The sequence below is a fragment of the Cellulomonas sp. Leaf395 genome (genome assembly GCF_001424125.1).
Taxonomy (GTDB): Bacteria; Actinomycetota; Actinomycetes; order Actinomycetales; family Cellulomonadaceae; genus Cellulomonas.
Genome location: NZ_LMQI01000003.1, coordinates 100,910 through 119,527, shown reverse-complemented (window position 1 = coordinate 119,527; position 18,618 = coordinate 100,910). Strand labels below are relative to the sequence as shown.

At 73.2% G+C, this 18,618-nt stretch carries 14 protein-coding genes; 10 read left to right on the top strand and 4 right to left on the bottom strand.

The window, feature by feature from the left end; translation table 11 throughout:
• The first annotated feature begins 34 nt into the window (after nucleotides 1-34).
• Genes hutH through hutI form a run of 5 tightly spaced genes read left to right on the top strand, consistent with a single transcriptional unit; the run spans nucleotide 35 to nucleotide 6,861 of the window.
• Nucleotides 35-1,546 carry a histidine ammonia-lyase gene (gene hutH / locus ASG23_RS08320; RefSeq protein ID WP_056023051.1) on the top strand — a complete coding sequence of 504 codons (1,512 nt, stop codon included), beginning with the start codon at nucleotides 35-37 and terminating at the stop codon, nucleotides 1,544-1,546.
• Nucleotides 1,543-3,207, top strand: a complete 1,665-nt coding sequence (hutU, locus tag ASG23_RS08315; RefSeq protein WP_056023048.1) for a urocanate hydratase — start codon at nucleotides 1,543-1,545, stop codon at nucleotides 3,205-3,207. The genes hutH and hutU overlap by 4 nt, the downstream gene beginning before the upstream one ends.
• Complete coding sequence (locus ASG23_RS08310; protein WP_056023046.1) at nucleotides 3,204-4,409, top strand: allantoate amidohydrolase; 1,206 nt, start codon at nucleotides 3,204-3,206, stop codon at nucleotides 4,407-4,409. The genes hutU and ASG23_RS08310 overlap by 4 nt, the downstream gene beginning before the upstream one ends.
• On the top strand, nucleotides 4,406-5,722 hold the full coding sequence (locus tag ASG23_RS08305; protein ID WP_056023043.1) for a formimidoylglutamate deiminase: 1,317 nt from the start codon (nucleotides 4,406-4,408) through the stop codon (nucleotides 5,720-5,722). Before ASG23_RS08310 ends, ASG23_RS08305 begins: the two co-directional genes overlap by 4 nt.
• The gene (gene hutI / locus ASG23_RS08300) at nucleotides 5,719-6,861 is read left to right on the top strand and encodes an imidazolonepropionase (RefSeq protein WP_056023040.1); all 1,143 of its coding nucleotides are present in this window, start codon (nucleotides 5,719-5,721) and stop codon (nucleotides 6,859-6,861) included. The genes ASG23_RS08305 and hutI overlap by 4 nt, the downstream gene beginning before the upstream one ends.
• Here hutI and ASG23_RS08295 read toward each other — a convergent pair.
• On the bottom strand, nucleotides 6,858-7,928 hold the full coding sequence (locus tag ASG23_RS08295; RefSeq protein ID WP_082516088.1) for an NADH:flavin oxidoreductase/NADH oxidase: 1,071 nt from the start codon (nucleotides 7,926-7,928) through the stop codon (nucleotides 6,858-6,860). The genes hutI and ASG23_RS08295 overlap by 4 nt on opposite strands.
• An 87-nt stretch (nucleotides 7,929-8,015) precedes the next feature.
• Here ASG23_RS08295 and ASG23_RS08290 point away from each other — a divergent pair, with 87 nt between their 5' ends.
• The 3 genes from ASG23_RS08290 to acs all read left to right on the top strand — a co-directional run bounded on the left by ASG23_RS08290 (nucleotide 8,016) and on the right by acs (nucleotide 12,102).
• Nucleotides 8,016-8,861: a formate/nitrite transporter family protein gene (locus tag ASG23_RS08290; RefSeq protein ID WP_056023037.1), complete on the top strand. Its 846-nt coding sequence runs from the start codon at nucleotides 8,016-8,018 to the stop codon at nucleotides 8,859-8,861.
• Between the two features lie 57 nt (nucleotides 8,862-8,918).
• Nucleotides 8,919-10,001, top strand: a complete 1,083-nt coding sequence (locus tag ASG23_RS08285) for a hypothetical protein (RefSeq protein ID WP_056023034.1) — start codon at nucleotides 8,919-8,921, stop codon at nucleotides 9,999-10,001.
• Nucleotides 10,002-10,101: 100 nt separating this feature from the next.
• Nucleotides 10,102-12,102 carry an acetate--CoA ligase gene (gene acs, locus ASG23_RS08280; RefSeq protein WP_056024427.1) on the top strand — a complete coding sequence of 667 codons (2,001 nt, stop codon included), beginning with the start codon at nucleotides 10,102-10,104 and terminating at the stop codon, nucleotides 12,100-12,102.
• A gap of 10 nt (nucleotides 12,103-12,112) precedes the next feature.
• Here acs and ASG23_RS08275 read toward each other — a convergent pair whose 3' ends face one another.
• A complete protein-coding gene (locus tag ASG23_RS08275; RefSeq protein WP_056023031.1) occupies nucleotides 12,113-12,946 on the bottom strand; it encodes a hypothetical protein in 834 nt (277 codons plus the stop codon).
• Complete coding sequence (locus ASG23_RS08270) at nucleotides 12,943-14,634, bottom strand: bifunctional lysylphosphatidylglycerol flippase/synthetase MprF (RefSeq protein WP_056023028.1); 1,692 nt, start codon at nucleotides 14,632-14,634, stop codon at nucleotides 12,943-12,945. The genes ASG23_RS08275 and ASG23_RS08270 overlap by 4 nt, the downstream gene beginning before the upstream one ends.
• Nucleotides 14,635-14,859: 225 nt before the next feature.
• Between ASG23_RS08270 and ASG23_RS08265 the strand changes: the two genes are divergently transcribed.
• Together ASG23_RS08265 and ASG23_RS08260 are read left to right on the top strand one after the other, a co-directional pair.
• Entirely contained in the window at nucleotides 14,860-16,308 is a 1,449-nt protein-coding gene (locus tag ASG23_RS08265; RefSeq protein WP_056023025.1) for a cellulase family glycosylhydrolase, read from the top strand.
• Between the two features lie 159 nt (nucleotides 16,309-16,467).
• Complete coding sequence (locus tag ASG23_RS08260) at nucleotides 16,468-17,895, top strand: cellulase family glycosylhydrolase (RefSeq protein WP_056023022.1); 1,428 nt, start codon at nucleotides 16,468-16,470, stop codon at nucleotides 17,893-17,895.
• A gap of 125 nt (nucleotides 17,896-18,020) precedes the next feature.
• Here the strand turns inward: ASG23_RS08260 and ASG23_RS08255 are convergent, their stop codons facing one another.
• Nucleotides 18,021-18,563: a maleylpyruvate isomerase N-terminal domain-containing protein gene (locus ASG23_RS08255; protein WP_200941549.1), complete on the bottom strand. Its 543-nt coding sequence runs from the start codon at nucleotides 18,561-18,563 to the stop codon at nucleotides 18,021-18,023.
• Nucleotides 18,564-18,618 lie beyond the last annotated feature (55 nt).

Below are 18,618 nucleotides of genomic sequence, written 5' to 3'. Positions count from 1 at the left end.
TCCCGCGGCAGGTTCCCGCGCGGTGTCATGAACCATGAGCGCCACCGTCGTCGTCGGCACCGGTCCCGTCTCGATCGCGGACGTCGTGGCCGTGGCCCGCCACGGAGCGGGCGTCCGGCTGTCGGCGGACGCTCTCGCGGCGATCTCGAAGGGCCGCGCGGTCGTCGACGAGCTCGCCGCCGACACGGCGCCGCACTATGGCATCTCCACCGGCTTCGGGGCGCTCGCCACGTTGTCGATCCCGGCAGAGAGGCGCCGCGACCTGCAGCGCAGCCTGGTCCGCTCGCACGCCGCGAGCACCGGCCCCGAGGTCGAGCGCGAGGTGGTCCGCGCCCTGATGCTCCTGCGCCTGTCGACGCTCGCCACCGGCCACACCGGCGTGCGCCCGGAGACCGCGAGCGCGTACGCCGCGATGCTCGACGCCGGCCTGACGCCGGTGGTCCGCGAGTACGGCTCGCTCGGCTGCTCGGGCGACCTGGCGCCGCTGGCCCACTGCGCGCTGGTGCTCATGGGCGAGGGTGAGGTCCGCGACGCCACGGGTGCGCTGGTGACGCAGCCCCGGGGGGTATACACACTGACCGAGAAGGAGGGCCTCGCCCTCATCAACGGCACCGACGGCATGCTCGGCATGCTCGCGCTGGCGCTGCACGACCTGGCGAACCTCCTGGACACGGCCGACGTCGCCGCCGCGATGAGCGTCGAGTCGCTGCTCGGCACCGACGCCGTGTTCGCCGCGGACCTCCAGGGGCTGCGCCCGCACCCGGGCCAGGCGGTGTCCGCGGCGAACATCCGCGCCGTCCTGCACGGCTCGGGGATCATGGCGAGCCACCAGACGCCGGAGTGCACCCGCGTGCAGGACGCGTACTCCCTGCGGTGCGCCCCACAGGTGCACGGCGCGGCGCGCGACACCGTGGCGCACGCGAGGGACGTCGCCGAGCGCGAGCTGGCCTCCGCGATCGACAACCCCGTGATCACCGACGACGGTCGCGTGGAGTCCAACGGCAACTTCCACGGCGCGCCCGTCGGCTACGTGCTCGACTTCCTGGCCATCGCCGTCGCGGACGTCGCGAGCATGTCCGAGCGCCGCACCGACCGGTTCCTCGACGTCGCGCGCAGCAACGGGCTGCCCCCGTTCCTCGCGCACGACCCCGGCGTCGACTCCGGCCTGATGATTGCGCAGTACACGGCCGCCGGGCTGGTCTCGGAGCTCAAGCGGCTGGCGGTCCCGGCGAGCGTCGACTCGATCCCGTCGTCGGCCATGCAGGAGGACCACGTGTCGATGGGCTGGCACGCGGCCCGCAAGCTGCGTCGCGCCATCGACGGCCTGACCCGGGTGCTCGGCATCGAGGTGCTGACCGCCGCCCGCGCGATGGACCTGCGCGCACCCCTGCAGCCGTCCCCGGTCACCGGCGCCGTGCGTGACCTGCTGCGTGCGCGCGGCATCCCCGGCCCAGGTCCGGACACCTACCTCTCGCCCCACCTCGAGACCGCCGCCGAGGCCGTCCGTGACGGAGACGTCGCCGCACACCTAGGAGCCCGCCCATGACCGCCGGTCCCCGCCCCGTCCGCGCCGCGCGCGGCACCACGCTCACGGCCCGCAGCTGGCAGACCGAGGCGCCCCTGCGCATGCTCATGAACAACCTCGACCCCGAGGTCGCCGAGCGCCCCGACGACCTGGTCGTCTACGGCGGCACCGGCAAGGCGGCGCGGTCGTGGGACGCGTACGACGCGATCGTCCGCACGCTGACCACGCTCGGCGACGACGAGACGCTGCTGGTCCAGTCTGGCAAGCCGGTGGGGGTGCTCACGACGCACGAGTGGGCGCCGCGCGTGCTCATCGCGAACTCGAACCTCGTCGGTGACTGGGCGACCTGGCCCGAGTTCCGTCGCCTCGAGCAGCTCGGGCTGACCATGTACGGGCAGATGACGGCCGGCTCGTGGATCTACATCGGCACCCAGGGGATCCTGCAGGGCACGTACGAGACGCTGGCCGCGGTGGCCGCGAAGCGGTTCGGCGGGACGCTCGCGGGCACCCTGACCGTGACTGGCGGCTGCGGCGGCATGGGTGGGGCTCAGCCGCTCGCGGTCACGCTCAACGGGGGCGCGTGCCTGATCGTCGACGTCGACGGCGACCGCCTGCACCGCCGCGTCCGCGAGCGCTACCTCGACCGGGTGGCGACGAGCCTGGACGAGGCGATCGCCCTGGTCACCGAGGCCCGCGGGGACCAGCGCGCGCTCTCCGTCGGCGTGGTCGGCAACTGCGCGACCGTGCTGCCCGAACTCCTGCGCCGGGGCGTCGAGGTCGACGTCGTCACCGACCAGACCTCCGCGCACGACCCGCTGTCCTACCTGCCGGTCGGCGTCGACGTGGCCGACTGGGCGTCGTACGCCGCCGCGAAGCCCGAGGAGTTCACCGACCGCGCGCGCGAGTCCATGGCCCGGCACGTCGAGGCGATGGTCGGGTTCCTCGACGCGGGCGCCGAGGTGTTCGACTACGGCAACTCGATCCGCGACGAGGCCCGTCAGGGCGGCTACGAGCGGGCGTTCGACTTCCCCGGCTTCGTCCCCGCCTACATCCGCCCGCTGTTCGCCGAGGGCAAGGGCCCGTTCCGGTGGGCCGCCCTGTCGGGAGACCCGCGCGACATCGCCGTCACCGACCAGGCCGTCCTCGACCTGTTCCCCGACGACGACCACCTGCACCGCTGGATCCGCGCGGCCCAGGACCGGGTCGCGTTCCAGGGGCTGCCCGCGCGCATCTGCTGGCTCGGGCACGGCGACCGCGACCGCGCGGGGCTGCGGTTCAACGAGCTCGTCGGGTCCGGCGAGGTGACCGCCCCGCTCGTCATCGGGCGCGACCACCTCGACGCCGGCTCGGTCGCGTCGCCGTACCGGGAGACGGAGGGCATGGCCGACGGGTCCGACGCGATCGCCGACTGGCCACTGCTGAACGCGCTGGTCGCGGCGTCGTCGGGGGCCACGTGGGTGTCGATCCACCATGGCGGGGGTGTCGGCATGGGCCGCTCGATCCACGCCGGGCAGGTGTCCGTCGCCGACGGCACCGAGCTCGCGGCCCGCAAGCTCGCGCGCGTGCTGTCCAACGACCCGGGCATGGGCGTGCTGCGGCACGTGGACGCCGGCTACTCGCGGGCCGACGAGGTCGCGGCGGCCCACGGGCTCCGGGTTCCGATGCGCGAGGACCGCGCGTGACCTCCTCCGAGCGCACCGACGTCGCGGCCCGGACCGCGGGCACGTTCCGACGAGCGTGGGACGACCTCGCACCCGTCGGCCGTGCCACCGACGGCGGCTACCGCCGGTTCGCGTGGACGCGCGAGGACCACGTGCTGCGCGAGTGGTTCGCCGGTGAGGCAACGGCGCGCGGGCTCGCTCTGACGACGGACCGCGCGGGCAACCAGTGGGCCTGGTGGGGCGACCCGGACGACACCCCCGGCGTCGTCACGGGGAGCCACCTGGACTCGGTGCCGGGCGGCGGCGCGTTCGACGGGCCGCTCGGCGTGGTCAGCGGGTTCGCGGCGCTGGACGCGCTCCGCGCGAAGGGCGTCTCTCCGAGAAGGCCGCTCGGCATCGCGAACTTCGTCGACGAGGAGGGCGCCCGGTTCGGGGTGGCGTGCGCCGGTTCCCGCCTGATCACCGGCGCACTCGACGCCGACAAGGCACGGCGCCTCCGCGACGCCGACGGGATCACCATGGCTGACGCCCTGAGCACAGCGGGCCGCGACCCCCGGTCTTTGGGCAAGGACCCCGAAACCCTCCGCCGCATCGCGTCCTTCGTCGAGATGCACGTCGAGCAGGGCCGCGGCCTGGTGCACACGGGCGACCGGGTGGGCGTCGGCCGGATGATCTGGCCGCACGGCCGCTGGCGCGTCGAGCTGCGCGGCCAGGCCAACCACGCGGGCACCACCCCGTTGGCCGACCGCCGCGACCCGATGCTCGACCTCGCGGCGTTCATCGCGCACGTCCGGCGAGCGGCCGACGAGGCCGGGGCACTGGCAACGGTCGGCAAGCTGCACGTGCACCCGAACGGCGTCAACGCGATCCCGTCGCAGGTCACGGCCTGGCTGGACGTCCGCGCGGAGGACGAGTCGGCGGTCCGCGCGGTGCTCGCTGCTCTCCAGGAGTACGCCCCGACCGAGGAGTCCTGGACCCCGGTCACCGTCCTCGACGCCGACCTGGCGGACGTCGTCGCCGGTGCCCTGCACGACCCGCCCCGCCTCGGCACGGGCGCCGGGCACGACGCCGGGATCCTCGCCGCCGCGGGCATCCCGACGGCGATGCTGTTCGTCCGCAACCCGTCCGGCATCTCGCACGCTCCCGCGGAGGACGCCGACGAGGCGGACTGCCTGGCGGGCATCGACGCGCTGGCCGCGGTGCTGGAACGGCTGCTGGCATGACGACGTACTGGGCCGCGCACGCCTGGCTGCCGGACGGGCTGGTGCAGGACGTCCGCATCGCCACCGCCGACGGCCGCATCGCGAGCATCACGACGGCGGTGCCCGCCGCCGGAACAGACCACCGCCTGCCCGGCGTCGTCCTGCCCGGCTTCGCCAACACGCACTCCCACGCCTTCCACCGGGCGCTGCGCGGACGCACGCACGACGGCGGCGGGACGTTCTGGACGTGGCGGGAGCGCATGTACGCGCTGGCCGAGACCCTGACCCCGGACACCTATCTGGACCTGGCGCGTGCCACCTACGCCGAGATGGTGCTGGCGGGCGTCACGGTGGTCGGCGAGTTCCACTACCTGCACCACGCCCCGGGCGGCAGCCCCTACGACGACCCGAACGTCATGGCCGAGGCCCTGCGCACCGCCGCGCACGACGCGGGCCTGCGTCTGACGTTGCTGGACACCGCGTACCTCACGGGTGGCATCGACGCCCCGCTCGAGGGTGCCCAGCGCCGGTTCGGCGACCACGACGTCGACGCCTGGGCCTCCCGGGTCGCCGCGATCCGCCCCGACGAGACCTTGACGGTCGGCGCCGCTATCCACTCGGTCCGCGCGGTGCCGCTCGACGCGATCCCGGTCGTCACCGCGCACGCCACCGGCCGACCGCTGCACGTCCACCTGTCCGAGCAGCGCGTGGAGAACGAGCAGTCGCTGGCCACGTTCGGTGTCACCCCGACGCGGGTCCTGGAGGACGCGGGCGCGCTCGGTCCCGACACCACGGCCGTGCACGCGGTCCACCTCACCCCGGAGGACGTGGCGATCCTCGGCTCGACGCGGACCGGCGTGTGCCTGTGCCCGTCCACCGAGCAGGACCTCGGCGACGGGATCGCACCCGGCGGCCTCCTGCACGCGGCGGGTGCCCGCCTGAGCGTCGGCAGCGACCAGCACGTCCGCACCGACCTGCTCGCGGAGGCCTGCTCGGTCGAGATGCACGAGCGGCTGGCGGGCGAGTCCCGGGGCGCGTTCACCCCGGCCCAGCTGGTCGATCTCCTCACCTCCGGCGGTCACGCCAGCCTGGGCGACCCGACGGGTGGCCGTCTCGCGGTGGGCGCCCGCGCCGACCTGGTCGCCGTCCGTGCCGACACCCCGCGAACCGCCGGCGCCGACCCCGCGCAGCTGGTGCTGGTCGCGGGCAGCGGCGACGTCGACACCGTCGTGGTCGGCGGAGTCGTGCGGGTCGAGGGCGGCCGGCACGTGCTGGGCGACGTGGGCGCGATGCTGGAGACCGCGATCCGCGCCGCCTGGGAGGAGGGCCGATGACGTCGCGCCTGGTCACCGGCATCGGCGAGCTGGTCACCCACGACCCGCGGTTCGACGGGCCGCTCCTCGATGCGGCACTGGTCGCGCAGGACGGCGTCGTCGTCTGGGTGGGGCCGTCGTCGGAGCAGCCCGCCGCCGACACCCGCACCGACCTCGCCGGCGCCGCGGTGGTCCCCGGCTTCGTGGACTCCCACACGCACCTGGTCTTCGCCGGTGACCGGTCCGCCGAGTTCGAGGCTCGGATGGCCGGCACCCTCTACACGGGCGGTGGCATCGCGACGACGGTCGCGGCGACGCGGGCGGCCTCCGACGACGACCTCCGACGACGCCTCGCTGCCCTGGTGGCCGAGGCGCGCGCCCAGGGCACGACGACGATCGAGATCAAGAGCGGCTACGGCCTCGACGTCGACACCGAGGAACGCCTGCTCCGCCTGGCCCGCGAGGTCACGACGGAGACCACGTTCCTCGGCGCGCACGTCGTCCCACCCGGGATCGACCGCGCCGCCTACCTCGCGCTGGTGACCGGTCCGATGCTCGCAGCCTGCGCGCCCCACGCCCGCTGGGCCGACGTCTTCTGCGAGCCCGCCAGCCCGGTCGCGTTCGACGGCGACGAGGCACGCGAGGTGCTCGTCGCGGCACAGGCGGCAGGCCTGGGCCTGCGCGTGCACGGCAACCAGCTCGGCCCCGGACCGGGGGTGCAGCTCGCCGTCGAGCTGGGCGCCGGGAGCGTCGACCACTGCACCTACCTGACCGACGCCGACGTCGACGCCCTGGCCGGATCGGGCACGGTCGCCACCCTGCTGCCGGGCGTCGAGTTCTCCACGCGCTCCCCGTACCCGGACGCCCACCGCCTGCTGGACGCCGGGGTCGAGGTGGCCGTGGCGAGCGACTGCAACCCCGGCACCTGCTTCTCCACGTCGATGCCGCTGATGATCGCGCTCGCCGTCCGAGAGATGCGGATGACGGTCGCCGAGGCGCTGCGGGCGGCCACGCTCGGCGGCGCCCACGCGCTGCGCCGCGACGACGTCGGCCACCTGCGCCTCGGCGCCCGGGCGGACCTGGCGGTGCTGGACGCGCCGACCCACCGCCACCTCGCCTACCGCCCGGGTGTCCCGCTCGCGCGAGGGCTGAACCTCTAGGCCCAGGTGGCTCGCTCGTACTGCGGCTGCCACGCCGCGTCGTCAGCCACGCCCAGCTCGTGCGCGGCGCGCAGCGGCCAGAACGGGTCGCGCAGGCCCTCGCGGCCCAGCAGGATCGCGTCGGCGGACCCGTCGGCCAGCACCCCCTCCGCCTGGGCGGGGTCGGTCAGCAGGCCCACGGCGGCGACGGGGATCCCGGACGTCTCGCGCACCTCGCGGGCGGCCGGCACCTGGTAGCCCGGGCCGACGGGGATGTCCGCGGGCGCGTTGCCGCCGGTCGAGACGTCGACCAGGTCGACGCCGTGGCCGCCCAGCTCCTTCGCCACCTGCGCGACCTCCTCGACCGTGAGCCCGCCCTCGACCCAGTCGGTCGCGGACAGCCGGACGAACAGGGGCTTGTGGTCGGGCCACGCGGCGCGGACGGCGTCGGTCGTCTCGACGAGCAGCCGCGCGCGGTTCTCCAGCGAGCCGCCGTACTCGTCATCCCGCTCGTTGGACAGCGGCGAGAGGAACTGGTGCAGCAGATAGCCGTGGGCGGCGTGCAGCTCGACGACGTCGAACCCGGCATCGTCGGCGCGGCGCGCGGCTGCCGCGAACGCCGCAGGGATGCCCGCGATCTCCTCGAGGGTCAGCGCGTGTGGCGTCGCGAGGCCGGGGAACGCCGTGGCCGACGGGCCGACGGTCGTCCAGCCGCCCTGGTCCCTCGGGACGGAGCCACGCTCGGCGGCGAACGGGGCGAACGTCGACGCCTTGCGGCCCGCGTGCGCCAGCTGCACGCCGACGAGCGTCCCGCGCTCGTGCACGAAGTCGGTGATGCGACGCCACTCCGCGATGTGCCGGTCGTGCCACAGCCCGGTGTCCTCCGGCGAGATCCGTCCCTCGGGGACCACCGCCGTGGCTTCCGCGAGCAGCAGCCCGAACCCGCCGGCCGCCCGTGCGCCGAGGTGGACCAGGTGCCAGTCGGTCGGGCTGCCGTCCACCGCCGAGTACTGGCACATGGGCGCCAGCCAGGCGCGGTTGGTGAATGTGGTGCCGCGCATGGTCAGCGGCGAGAAGAGAAGAGTCACGTGCGGTCGCAACCGCGAGGGGGCGTCGGGGATTCCCTGGGTCTTTCGGCCCTCCACGTCCCCGTCGCGCGCCGCGAGGATGGTCGGGTGCTGAGCATCTCCGACACCGTCGACGCCCAGGCGGCCGCCGCCCGCCACAAGGTGGACCTCCTGAGGACACCCAAGCTGTTCCTGGTGCGCACCATGCTGGCCGGCGCCTACATCGGCATCGGCGTGCTCATCATGGCCACCGCCGGCGGCCCGCTCGCCGTGGCGGGGTCGCCGTTCACGCCGCTGGTCCAGGGCCTGGTGTTCGGGGTGGCGCTGACCGTCGTCCTGGTCGCCGGGGCGGAGCTGGCCACGTCCGCGATGATGATCCTCACCCAGGGCGCGCTGCGCGGCGCGGTCAGCTGGGCGCGTGCCGCCGTGACGCTCCTGGCCTGTCTGGCCGGCAACCTCGTGGGTGCACTGCTCTTCGCCTTCCTCGTGCACGCCTCCGGCGTCCTCGCCCCCGACACACCCGGGGGAACCGTCCTGGCGGGGATGATCGAGCACAAGGCCCAGGCGACGTCGATGCAGCTGCTGGTCCGCGGGATCCTGTGCAACCTGCTCGTCTGCCTGGCCGTCTGGAGCGCGGCCCGGCTGCGCAGCGAGGGTGCGCGGCTCGTCGTGGTCTTCGGGTGCGTCATGGTGTTCATCACCTCCGGCTTCGAGCACGTCGTCGCCAACATGACGACGTTCGCGCTCGGCCTCTACGGCGGCCTGCCGGGTGCCGACCTCGTCGAGATGGCGCGGAACCTCGCGCTCGTCGGCCTCGGCAACCTGATCGGGGGCGCGCTCCTCGTCGGGGCCGCGTACGCGTACGGGACCCGCCGGGTACCGGTGGTCGCGAACGCGGCCGAGGCCGGCTCGGGCGCGCTGCACAGCGACCGGGAGCTGCTGGCAATACGGTGACTCGCAAGAGCGGCGTCATCCGATGCCGCCCGATGTCGCCAGCTTCGAGGAGCACGCATGAGCACGTCCGACCCGCACCGTCCCGGCGGCGCGACCGACGGACCGGACGAGACGCCCGCCGACGAGAGCACCTCCTCCATCGAGGAGACGACCCCGGCCGTCGACGACTCCCCCGCCCACACGGTCGCCCCGACCGTCGAGACCCTCGACCCGCTGCCGCCGAGCACGCCGGAGACGCCCACCGAGCCCGTCGCCGGCACGACCGACGCCGAGCTGCCCGCGAGCACGACCGCGGGCACCAGCACCGTGCCCGCCGCGGACCGGACGACCGCCGCGGGCGAGCCCAGCGCGGACACCGGCCGGCACGCGGTCGTCCGTCCGGCCCCCACACCGCCGGACGAGCCGGCCACGGTCGCCGCCGCACCGGTCGAGACGCCTCCGGACCCGGTCCGTTCCACGCCGACGACACCGCCTGAGGACCACGACCAGGCGTCACCCGCACCGGTCGCCGAACCCGTCGCCGCCACACCGGAGACCGCCACGCCGGTGACCGCTCCTCCGGCGACCGCTCCCCCGGTGGCCCCCGCGCTGGCCCCCATGGAGGCGATGACTCCAGCCCCCGCCGCGGAGGACGACGACCGGCTCTTCCCGGACCCGAACGCCCCGCGGAGCACCTCGCTCGGATCACACATCCTGGGCGTCATCGTGGGGCTCATCCTGGCGCCGATCGGTGTCGCGGTGCTGCTGCTGGGCGAGTCCCGGATCCTGCAGGCGCAGGTCGACGGCTGGGACGCGTCCACCGAGGTGCTCGGCATCGTGCTGGTGACTCTCGGCCTGCTGCTGCTCGGGTGCGTTCTCCTGCTGGCTCTCTGGACGCCGGCGGTCCCCATCACGGGCGGCGCGATCCTGACCCTCGCGGGAATCGTGTACCTCTACGTGCCGTCGTTGGCGCGCGAGCAGACGCTCAACGTCCTCTCGTCGTCGGGCTGGCGCCTCACGGTCACGCAGGTGACCGTCGCGGGGACGTCGGGGATGGTCCTCGCGGCCGGATTCCTGCTGCTGCTCGCGGGCATCGTGGCAGGCGTCGCACGTCGTCGCGGAGCCCGGCTCGGCGAGTTCCGCGAGCGCCACCGCATCTGACCCGCGCAGGAGCATGTAGAGCGCCGGGGGTCCGGCTAGAGTGCGGTTCCGGACCCCTGGTCCACCTGCATCGACGGCGCTGCACAGGAGGGTGGTCCACGTGACCGACACCACGCCCGAGACTCACGAGCCCGGTCTGGAGAACTTGCTCACGGAGGACCGCCGGTTCCCGCCGAGTCCTGAGTTCACTGCCGAGGCCAACGCGCAGCACGGGCTGTACGCGTGGGCCAACGCGGACCGGCCCAGCTTCTGGGCGGAGCAGGCCCGTGAGCTGCTGAGCTGGGAGAAGCCGTTCGAGGAGGTCCTCGACTGGTCGAAGGCGCCGTTCGCACGCTGGTTCGCCGACGGCACGCTCAACGCGGCGTACAACGCCGTGGACCGGCACGTCGAGGCGGGCAACGGCGACCGGGTCGCCCTGCACTTCGAGGGCGAGGGTGGCGACACCCGCACGGTCACCTACGCGGACCTGCAGCGGGAGGTGTCCAAGGCCGCGAACGCGTTCACCGAGCTGGGCGTGCGCACGGGTGATCGCGTCGCCATCTACCTGCCGCTCATCCCCGAGGCCGTCATCACCATGCTCGCGTGCGCCCGCATCGGCGCCCCGCACTCCGTCGTGTTCGGCGGGTTCTCCGCCGAGGCGCTGAGCACCCGGATCAACGACGCCGAGGCCACGCTCGTCGTCACCGCGGACGGTGGGTACCGCCGCGGGTCGGCCAGCGCGCTGAAGCCGGCCGTCGACGAGGCCCTGACCAAGGGCACCCCGTCGGTCCAGCACGTGCTCGTCGTGAAGCGCACCGGACAGGACGTTGCCTGGAACGACGAGGTCGACGTCTGGTGGTCCGACGTCGTGGACACCGCCAGCGACCAGCACACGCCGGTCGCGGTCGAGGCCGAGCACCCGCTGTTCATCCTCTACACGTCGGGCACCACGGGGAAGCCGAAAGGCATCTTCCACACCACCGGCGGCTACCTGACGCAGGCGGCGTACACGCACCGCAACGTCTTCGACCTCAAGCCCGAGACGGACGTCTACTGGTGCACGGCGGACGTCGGCTGGATCACCGGGCACACCTACGTCGTCTACGGACCGCTGATCAACGGCGCGACGCAGGTCATCTACGAGGGCACGCCCGACACCCCGCACCGCGGCCGCTGGTGGGAGATCATCGAGAAGTACAAGGTCTCGATCCTCTACACCGCCCCGACCGCCATCCGCACCTGCATGAAGTGGGGCGAGGAGATCCCCGGGAAGTTCGACCTGTCCAGCCTGCGGGTGCTCGGGTCGGTGGGCGAGCCCATCAACCCCGAGGCGTGGATGTGGTACCGCCGAGTCATCGGCGCCGACCGCACGCCCATCGTCGACACGTGGTGGCAGACCGAGACCGGCGCCATCATGATCAGCCCGTTGCCGGGGGTCACGGAGGCCAAGCCGGGTTCGGCGCAGGTGCCACTGCCCGGGATCGCGGCGGACGTCGTCGACGACGAAGCGCACCCCGTCCCCGACGGCGGTGGCGGCTACCTGGTGCTCACCGAGCCGTGGCCGGCGATGCTGCGCGGCATCTGGGGCGACCCGGACCGCTACGTCGACACGTACTGGTCCCGGTTCCAGGGCCTCTACTTCGCGGGCGACGGCGCCAAGAAGGACGCCGACGGCGACATCTGGCTGCTCGGGCGTGTGGACGACGTGATGAACGTGTCGGGCCACCGGCTGTCCACCACGGAGATCGAGTCCGCCCTGGTGTCGCACCCCTGGGTCGCGGAGGCGGCCGTCGTCGGTGCGGCCGACGAGACCACCGGCCAGGCGGTCGTCGCGTTCGTCATCCTGCGCGGGGACGCCGGGGGCGGCGACCAGGACGCCGACGCGGTCCAGACCGAGCTGCGCAACCACGTCGCCAAGGAGATCGGCCCGATCGCGAAGCCGCGGCAGATCCTCGTCGTCGCGGAGCTGCCCAAGACGCGGTCCGGCAAGATCATGCGCCGCCTGCTGCGGGACGTCGCCGAGCACCGTCAGGTCGGCGACGCGACGACGCTCGCGGACTCCTCGGTCATGGACCTGATCGCCCAAGGCCTGTCCGCCCCCGGCGCCAAGCAGGAGGACTGAGGCTCGGACCCTACGCGGGAGCCGGCTCCGTGCTCGGAGCCGGCTCTCCCTCGGCCGCCTCGGTGGCGGGGCTCATCGCGAGCACCACGCACCCGCTGACCGCCAGCACGAGCCCGAGCAGCACGCCCGGGAGCATCCCGTTCGCGACGGTGTCCCCGAGGACCAGCACGCCGACGGCGCCGGGCACGACGACCTCGACCACGGAGAGGATCGCCGCGCTCGGGCCGACTGCCAGCCGCTCCAGGGCCCGCAGGTAGCAGAGCGCGCCGATGATCCCGCCGACCACGATGCAGATCGTCATCGGCTGCCAGATCGCCGCCCAGAACCCGTCGAGGTGGTGCGACGCGCGCGCCGCGACCGCTGCTGCCGAGAAGCCGAGGCCGGCGGTCACCGCCAGCAGCCAGCCGGGTCCGGACCGGTAGGACGCGACGGCCACGACGACGAGCACGCCGGTCGCGACGAGCATCGCCCGCTCGAACGACGCCGGAGGCGCGACCGCCGGCTGCTCGCCGGAGCCGAGAGCGATGAGCACGAGCGCGACGATGACGACGACGACCGCCGCCACGTCCAGGCGGCGCATGCGCGCGTGCAGGATGAACCGGGCCCCGATGACGACGACCACGAGCATCGACGCCATGATCGACTGCACGACGAACAGCGGCAGGGTGTCCAGCGCAAGGATCGAGAGCACGAACCCGAGGCCGTCGACCACGAACGCACCGATGACCAGGGGCGTCAGCACGGCGGCCAGCCCCTGCGTCCGGCGCGTCGCGACCGCCTGCATGAGGGTGCTCGCACCGTAGGCCAGCGCGGACCCGATCGCGCACAGGAGCGAGAGGGTCACGACGCCGCTCCGATGTTCCCGAGGAACCGCCCGATCACCGGGATCTCCGTCACCCCTTCCGCGCCGGCGAGCACGAGCGCCTGCGTCGCGACGAGTTCGACCGAGTCGAGCACGACGTAGCGCGGCACCCAGCCGGGGTCGAACTTCTCGTTGAACGTGCTGAGCGTCCCCATCTGGGTGCCCTGCGAGAGGCGCTGGAGGATCGGCCGGGTCAGCGCCTCCATCCGTGAGCTCTCCGCGGGGTCGCCCTCGAGGACCTCGCGCATCATCGCGAAGTTGAGGCCGAGCCCGCGCTGCCCGGTGCCGGCGAGGTGGGCGATGGTCGCGACGATGGTGGAGTCGATGAGCCCGTTGGGCAGGCCTTCGGTGTCGGTGCGCCGCCGCATGACGTCGAGGGACCAGCCGCCGATCGCGGTCGCCGGCACCCACTGGCAGAACGCGTCGACGCGTCCCGCGGGGTCGCGCGTGACCGAGAGCATGAGACCGGTGTCCTCCGGTTGGAACAGGCGCGACAGCGTCATCGAGAACCCGCGCTCCGTCTCGCCGTGCCGCGACTCCTCGCTCATCTCCTCGATCCGCGCGCGCAGCTCGGGTTCGATGGTCGCCGGGTCGTGGAAGGTCGTCGAGTAGCCCGCGCGCTCCACGCGGTTGACCGCCTGCCGCAGCGACTTGTGGGCCCGGCCCTCCAGGCTGAACGTCGGGCAGTCGACGATGGCCTCGTCGCCCAGGTACACCGTGCGCAGGCCGCTCGCCTCGTAGTCCGGGAGCCGGTCCGCCGCCGCGCCGATGACGGCGACCGACCAGCCGAAGTTGTCGGCGAAGTCGAGGAACTCCGCCCAGGCGAGCCCGAGCTCCTCCGGCGGTCCGATGGGGTCCGGGGACACCAGGCACACTCCCCCACGCACCGAGTGGGCGACCACGCACGAGCCGGTGAAGAACCAGTCCTTGTCGTCCCGCAGCGCGAAGTAGTCGAGCGTGCCGCTGCCGTACCGCTGCACCATGAGCCGGGCTCGCTCGCGCTCGTCGCGGTGGTCCGCGGGGCTGAGCCGGCGAGGTCGACGCGGCGAGAGCAGGGTCCAGAGCAGGGCCGCGACGAAGCACACAGCCAGCGCGTACGTGACGGGCACCACGATCCGCCCGAGTCGCTCGATCTGCTCCGCGGACGCGTCCGTGGCGATCGCCCAGACGATCATCCCGACGACGAGCACGACGACGAACGCGACGGCGAGGACGGTCGAGACGATCGCCAACCGGACAGCGCGCCGCGTCGGCAGCACCGGGAAGGCGTCCGCCTGCGCGCCGAGCCACACGATGCCGACGGCGATGACCAGGGCAGGAAGGACGTCCGGACCCTTGGCCAGGTGGATGACCACCGAGACGGCCAGCGCCGCCAGGGTGCCCAGCCACGCGAGCCGGTTGCCGCGCCGCAGACCTCGAGCCGTGAGCAGGAGGACCACCGAGACCAGCGCGAGGGCCGGCCGCGCGGTGTGCACCACGAGCTCCGGGACGAGGTCGCGGACCAGGCCCATCCGCGGCCAGAGCGGGGGGATCGTGGCCGACAGCAGGCTCAGCACAGCCAGGATCAGCGTCGCACGCGAGGCGATCTCGCGGACCCGGCCCCGCCTGCGCTGCTCCTCGATCGACGACGCCCCCGTCGTACGCGGTCCCCGGACGCTGCTCCCTGTCATCCGCACAGTCTGCCCGGTCCGCCACCCCGGGCCCGCCCCACGGCTCGCCTTCGGTGTGAAGCGTTTCGGGCCGTGGAGAGCGCCTGCCTGACCTGGTTGTGTGACCACGCACCCGCCCGTCGACCGGCCGGCGGAACGGCGGGTGGGTGCATCCACACACGTGAAACCCCTCGAGGCCGCCTCCTGCCCGCGGCCCGCCCGATGCCCCAGGAACGAGGTAGTCCCATGAGGTCTCGTAGATCCCTGCTGTCCGGCGCCGCCCTGGCTGCCGCCGTCGTCGCGCTCGGCGCGACGTCGCTGATCTCCACAGCCGCGCAGGCCGCGACGCCCCCCGGTCTGCACATCTCCGGCACCCAGCTCGTCGAGAAGGACGGCACCCCGTTCGTCGCCCGCGGCGTCAGCCACGCGCACACCTGGTACACGTCCCAGACCGCGACCTCGATCCCGGCGATCCGCGCGGCCGGCGCCAACGCCCTGCGCGTGGTCCTCTCTGGTGGCGACCGGTGGACCAAGAACGACGCGAGCGACGTCGCCGGGATCATCGCCCAGTGCAAGGCCAACAAGCTGATCTGCATGCTCGAGAACCACGACACCACCGGCTACGGCGAGCAGAGCGGTGCGGTCACGCTCGACACCGCCGCGAACTACTGGGTGAGCATCGCCTCGGCGTTGCAGGGCCAGGAGGACTACATCCAGATCAACATCGGCAACGAGCCGTTCGGCAACAACGCGACGACCAACGCCACCTGGGCCTCCGCCAGCTCCGCCGCCATCCAGAAGCTGCGCAACGCCGGCCTGCACCACAACATCGTGATCGACGCCCCGTCGTGGGGTCAGGACTGGGCCGGGATCATGCGCGACAACGCCGCCACGGTCGCCGCGTCCGACCCGGACAAGAACGTCCTGTTCTCGGTCCACATGTACGGCGTCTACAACAACGCCTCGACCATCACCAGCTACCTCGATGCGTTCAAGGCCAAGGGCCTGCCGCTCGTCATCGGCGAGTTCGGGAACATGCACTCCGACGGCGACCCGGACGAGGACACGATCATGTCCGAGGCCTCCAAGCGTGGCCTCGGCTACTACGGCTGGTCCTGGTCGGGCAACGGCGGCGGTGTCGAGTACCTCGACATGGTGACCGGCTTCAACCCGTCGCAGCTCACCCCGTGGGGCACGCGCATCGTCAACGGCACCGACGGCATCACGTCCACGGCCGTGACCGCGAAGATCTACGGCGGCGTCCAGCCGACCACGCCGGCACCCACGACGCCCGCGCCCACCACGCCCGCGCCCACCACGCCCGCGCCGACGACCCCGGCACCCACCACCCCCGCACCCACGACGCCCGCGCCGACCACCCCGCCGCCGCCGTCGACGTCGTGCACCGCGGCCCTCGTCGTGAGCAACACCTGGCCCGGGGGCTACCAGGCCGCCGTGACCGTCAAGGCTGGCAGCGCGATGATCAGCGGCTGGAAGACCTCCTTCGCCCTGCCCTCGGGTGGTGCGGTCCCGAGCGGCTGGTCCGGCACGTACTCGCAGTCCGGCTCGACGGTGACGGTGTCCAACGCCGCCTGGAACGGGCTGCTCGGCTCCGGGGCGTCCACCACCTACGGCTTCGTGGGCAGCGGCACCGCACCGAGCTCCTCGACCACGGTGAGCTGCTCCGTCAGCTGATCGAGCACAGACGACGGGCCGGGTCGGCACGACGACCCGGCCCTTCGTCGTCCATGCCGCCGCCGTTGCCGTGTGAAGCGTTTCGGCCCGAGCAGGCGCCGGCCTGGGCTGGTTGTGTGACCACGCGCACCCCCTATGCCCACGGAACGAGGAAGTCCCATGAGGTCTCGCAGATCCCTGCTGTCCGGCGCCGCCCTGGCTGCCGCCGTCGTCGCGCTCGGCGCGACGTCGCTGTTCTCGACCACCGCCCAAGCCGCCACTCCCCCCGGCCTGCACGTGTCCGGCACCCAGCTGGTCGAGAAGGACGGCACCCCGTTCGTCGCGCGCGGCGTCAGCCACGCGCACACCTGGTACACGTCGCAGACCACCACCGCGATCCCCGCGATCCGCGCGGCCGGCGCCAACGCCCTGCGCGTCGTGCTGTCCGACGGCACCCGGTGGACCAAGAACGACGCCGCCGACGTCGCCAACATCATCAGCCTCTGCAAGGCCAACGAGCTCATCTGCATGCTCGAGGACCACGACACGACGGGCTACGGCGAGGAGGGCGCCGCATCGAGCCTCGACACGGCCGCCAACTACTGGATCTCGCTGGCGCCCGTGCTCCAGGGCCAGGAGGACTACATCCAGATCAACATCGGCAACGAGCCCTTCGGCAACAACGACACCGCCAACACCAGGTGGGCCGGTGAGACGGCCGCCGCGATCAAGAAGCTGCGTGCGGCCGGCCTGCACCACAACATCGTGGTTGACGCCCCGGCGTGGGGTCAGGACTGGAAGAACATCATGCGGGACAGCGCCGCGACGGTCGCGGCCGCCGACCCCGACGCGAACACCCTCTTCTCGATCCACATGTACGGCGTCTACACCACCGCGTCCTCGATCACGAGCTACCTCGACGCGTTCAAGGCCAAGGGCCTCCCGCTGATCATCGGCGAGTTCGGGTACCGCTCCAGCTCCGCCGACGTCGACGACGCCACCGTGATGGCCGAGGCCGTCAAGCGCAACATCGGCTACTACGGCTGGTCGTGGTCCGGCAACACCGACCCCGTGCTCGACATGGTGATCGGCTACAACCCCGCGCAGCTGTCTCCGTGGGGCCAGAAGGTGCTCAACGGCACCAACGGCATCAAGTCGACGGCCGTGACCGCGACGATCTTCGGCGGCGTCCAGCCGACCACGCCCGCACCCACGACGCCCGCACCCACCACGCCCGCCCCGACCACCCCGGCGCCGACGACTCCGGCACCGACCACCCCCGCGCCCACCACGCCACCGCCCACCGGCAAGGGCTGCACCGCCGCCCTCACCGTCAGCAACACGTGGCCCGGCGGCTACCAGGCCTCCGTCACCGTCACGAACGGCAGCGCGATGATCAGCGGCTGGACCACCTCCTTCGCCCTGCCCTCGGGTGGCACGGTCCAGAGCGGCTGGTCCGGCACGTACTCGCAGTCCGGCACGACCGTGACGGTGTCCAACGCCGCCTGGAACGGGCTGCTCGGCTCCGGCGCCTCCACGACCTACGGCTTCGTGGGCAGCGGCACCGCGCCGAGCTCCTCGACCGCGGTGAGCTGCACCGCCGGCTGATCGAGCACTGATCGCGCAGGAGGCCGGGGTCACGACGACCCGGCCTCCTGCGCGTGTCAGGTGTGTCTCAGGGGGTCCATGTCGGGGAGCGTCCGAGGTAGCGCAGCAGTGCCTCGACCGGGCCGTCACCCTCCTCCGGCGGCAGGACGGGGGCGTACGCGAACGCGCGCAGCGGCTCGACGAAAATCACAGCGGCCTCGTGCAGCGCCGCGGCGAGCTCCGGCGTCAGCGGGGACGGCCTGCCGGTCGCCACCGCGATGTCCCAGGCGTGGACCGGCCGCGTCCAGCGCGCACGCGCCGGCCCCGACCCACGGCGCGAGCGGGCCGACGGGCAGCGGCGTCGTCACGTCCGGACCGTCCGCCGGGATCGTCGACCAGGCGAGGGCGGCGGCGCGGGTGGCTTGCTCGACGAGGGCCACCGGGTCCCCGGCCAGGTGTCCTGACGGCTCGAAGGGGTTCTCGGTGGGCCATCCCTCGCCGGTGATCGTGGCGGCGTACCCCTGCTGGTCACCCGCGGCGTGCTGCAGCACCTGAGCGACGGTCCACTGCGCGCAGGGCGTCGGGCGGTCCCAGGCGTCCGACGGCACCGCCGCCGCGGCGTCGCGCAGGGCGCGGTGCGCCTCGTCGAGGACGGTCCAGCTGGTGACGGGGGTGGTCTGCTCGGTCATCGCGATGCCTTCCGTCGGCGGGTCGATGCCTCAGTTTAGCAGAACGGAATGTTCC

Excerpts from the sequence above, each read along its gene's own strand:
- hutU (WP_056023048.1), top strand. The coding sequence starts at position 1,543 with ATGACCGCCGGTCCCCGCCCCGTCCGCGCCGCGCGCGGCACCACGCTC.
- ASG23_RS08255 (WP_200941549.1), bottom strand. The coding sequence starts at position 18,563 with ATGACCGAGCAGACCACCCCCGTCACCAGCTGGACCGTCCTCGACGAG.
- ASG23_RS08270 (WP_056023028.1), bottom strand. The coding sequence starts at position 14,634 with ATGACAGGGAGCAGCGTCCGGGGACCGCGTACGACGGGGGCGTCGTCG.
- hutI (WP_056023040.1), top strand. The coding sequence starts at position 5,719 with ATGACGTCGCGCCTGGTCACCGGCATCGGCGAGCTGGTCACCCACGAC.
- hutH (WP_056023051.1), top strand. The coding sequence starts at position 35 with ATGAGCGCCACCGTCGTCGTCGGCACCGGTCCCGTCTCGATCGCGGAC.
- ASG23_RS08260 (WP_056023022.1), top strand. The coding sequence starts at position 16,468 with ATGAGGTCTCGCAGATCCCTGCTGTCCGGCGCCGCCCTGGCTGCCGCC.
- ASG23_RS08305 (WP_056023043.1), top strand. The coding sequence starts at position 4,406 with ATGACGACGTACTGGGCCGCGCACGCCTGGCTGCCGGACGGGCTGGTG.
- ASG23_RS08285 (WP_056023034.1), top strand. The coding sequence starts at position 8,919 with ATGAGCACGTCCGACCCGCACCGTCCCGGCGGCGCGACCGACGGACCG.
- ASG23_RS08265 (WP_056023025.1), top strand. The coding sequence starts at position 14,860 with ATGAGGTCTCGTAGATCCCTGCTGTCCGGCGCCGCCCTGGCTGCCGCC.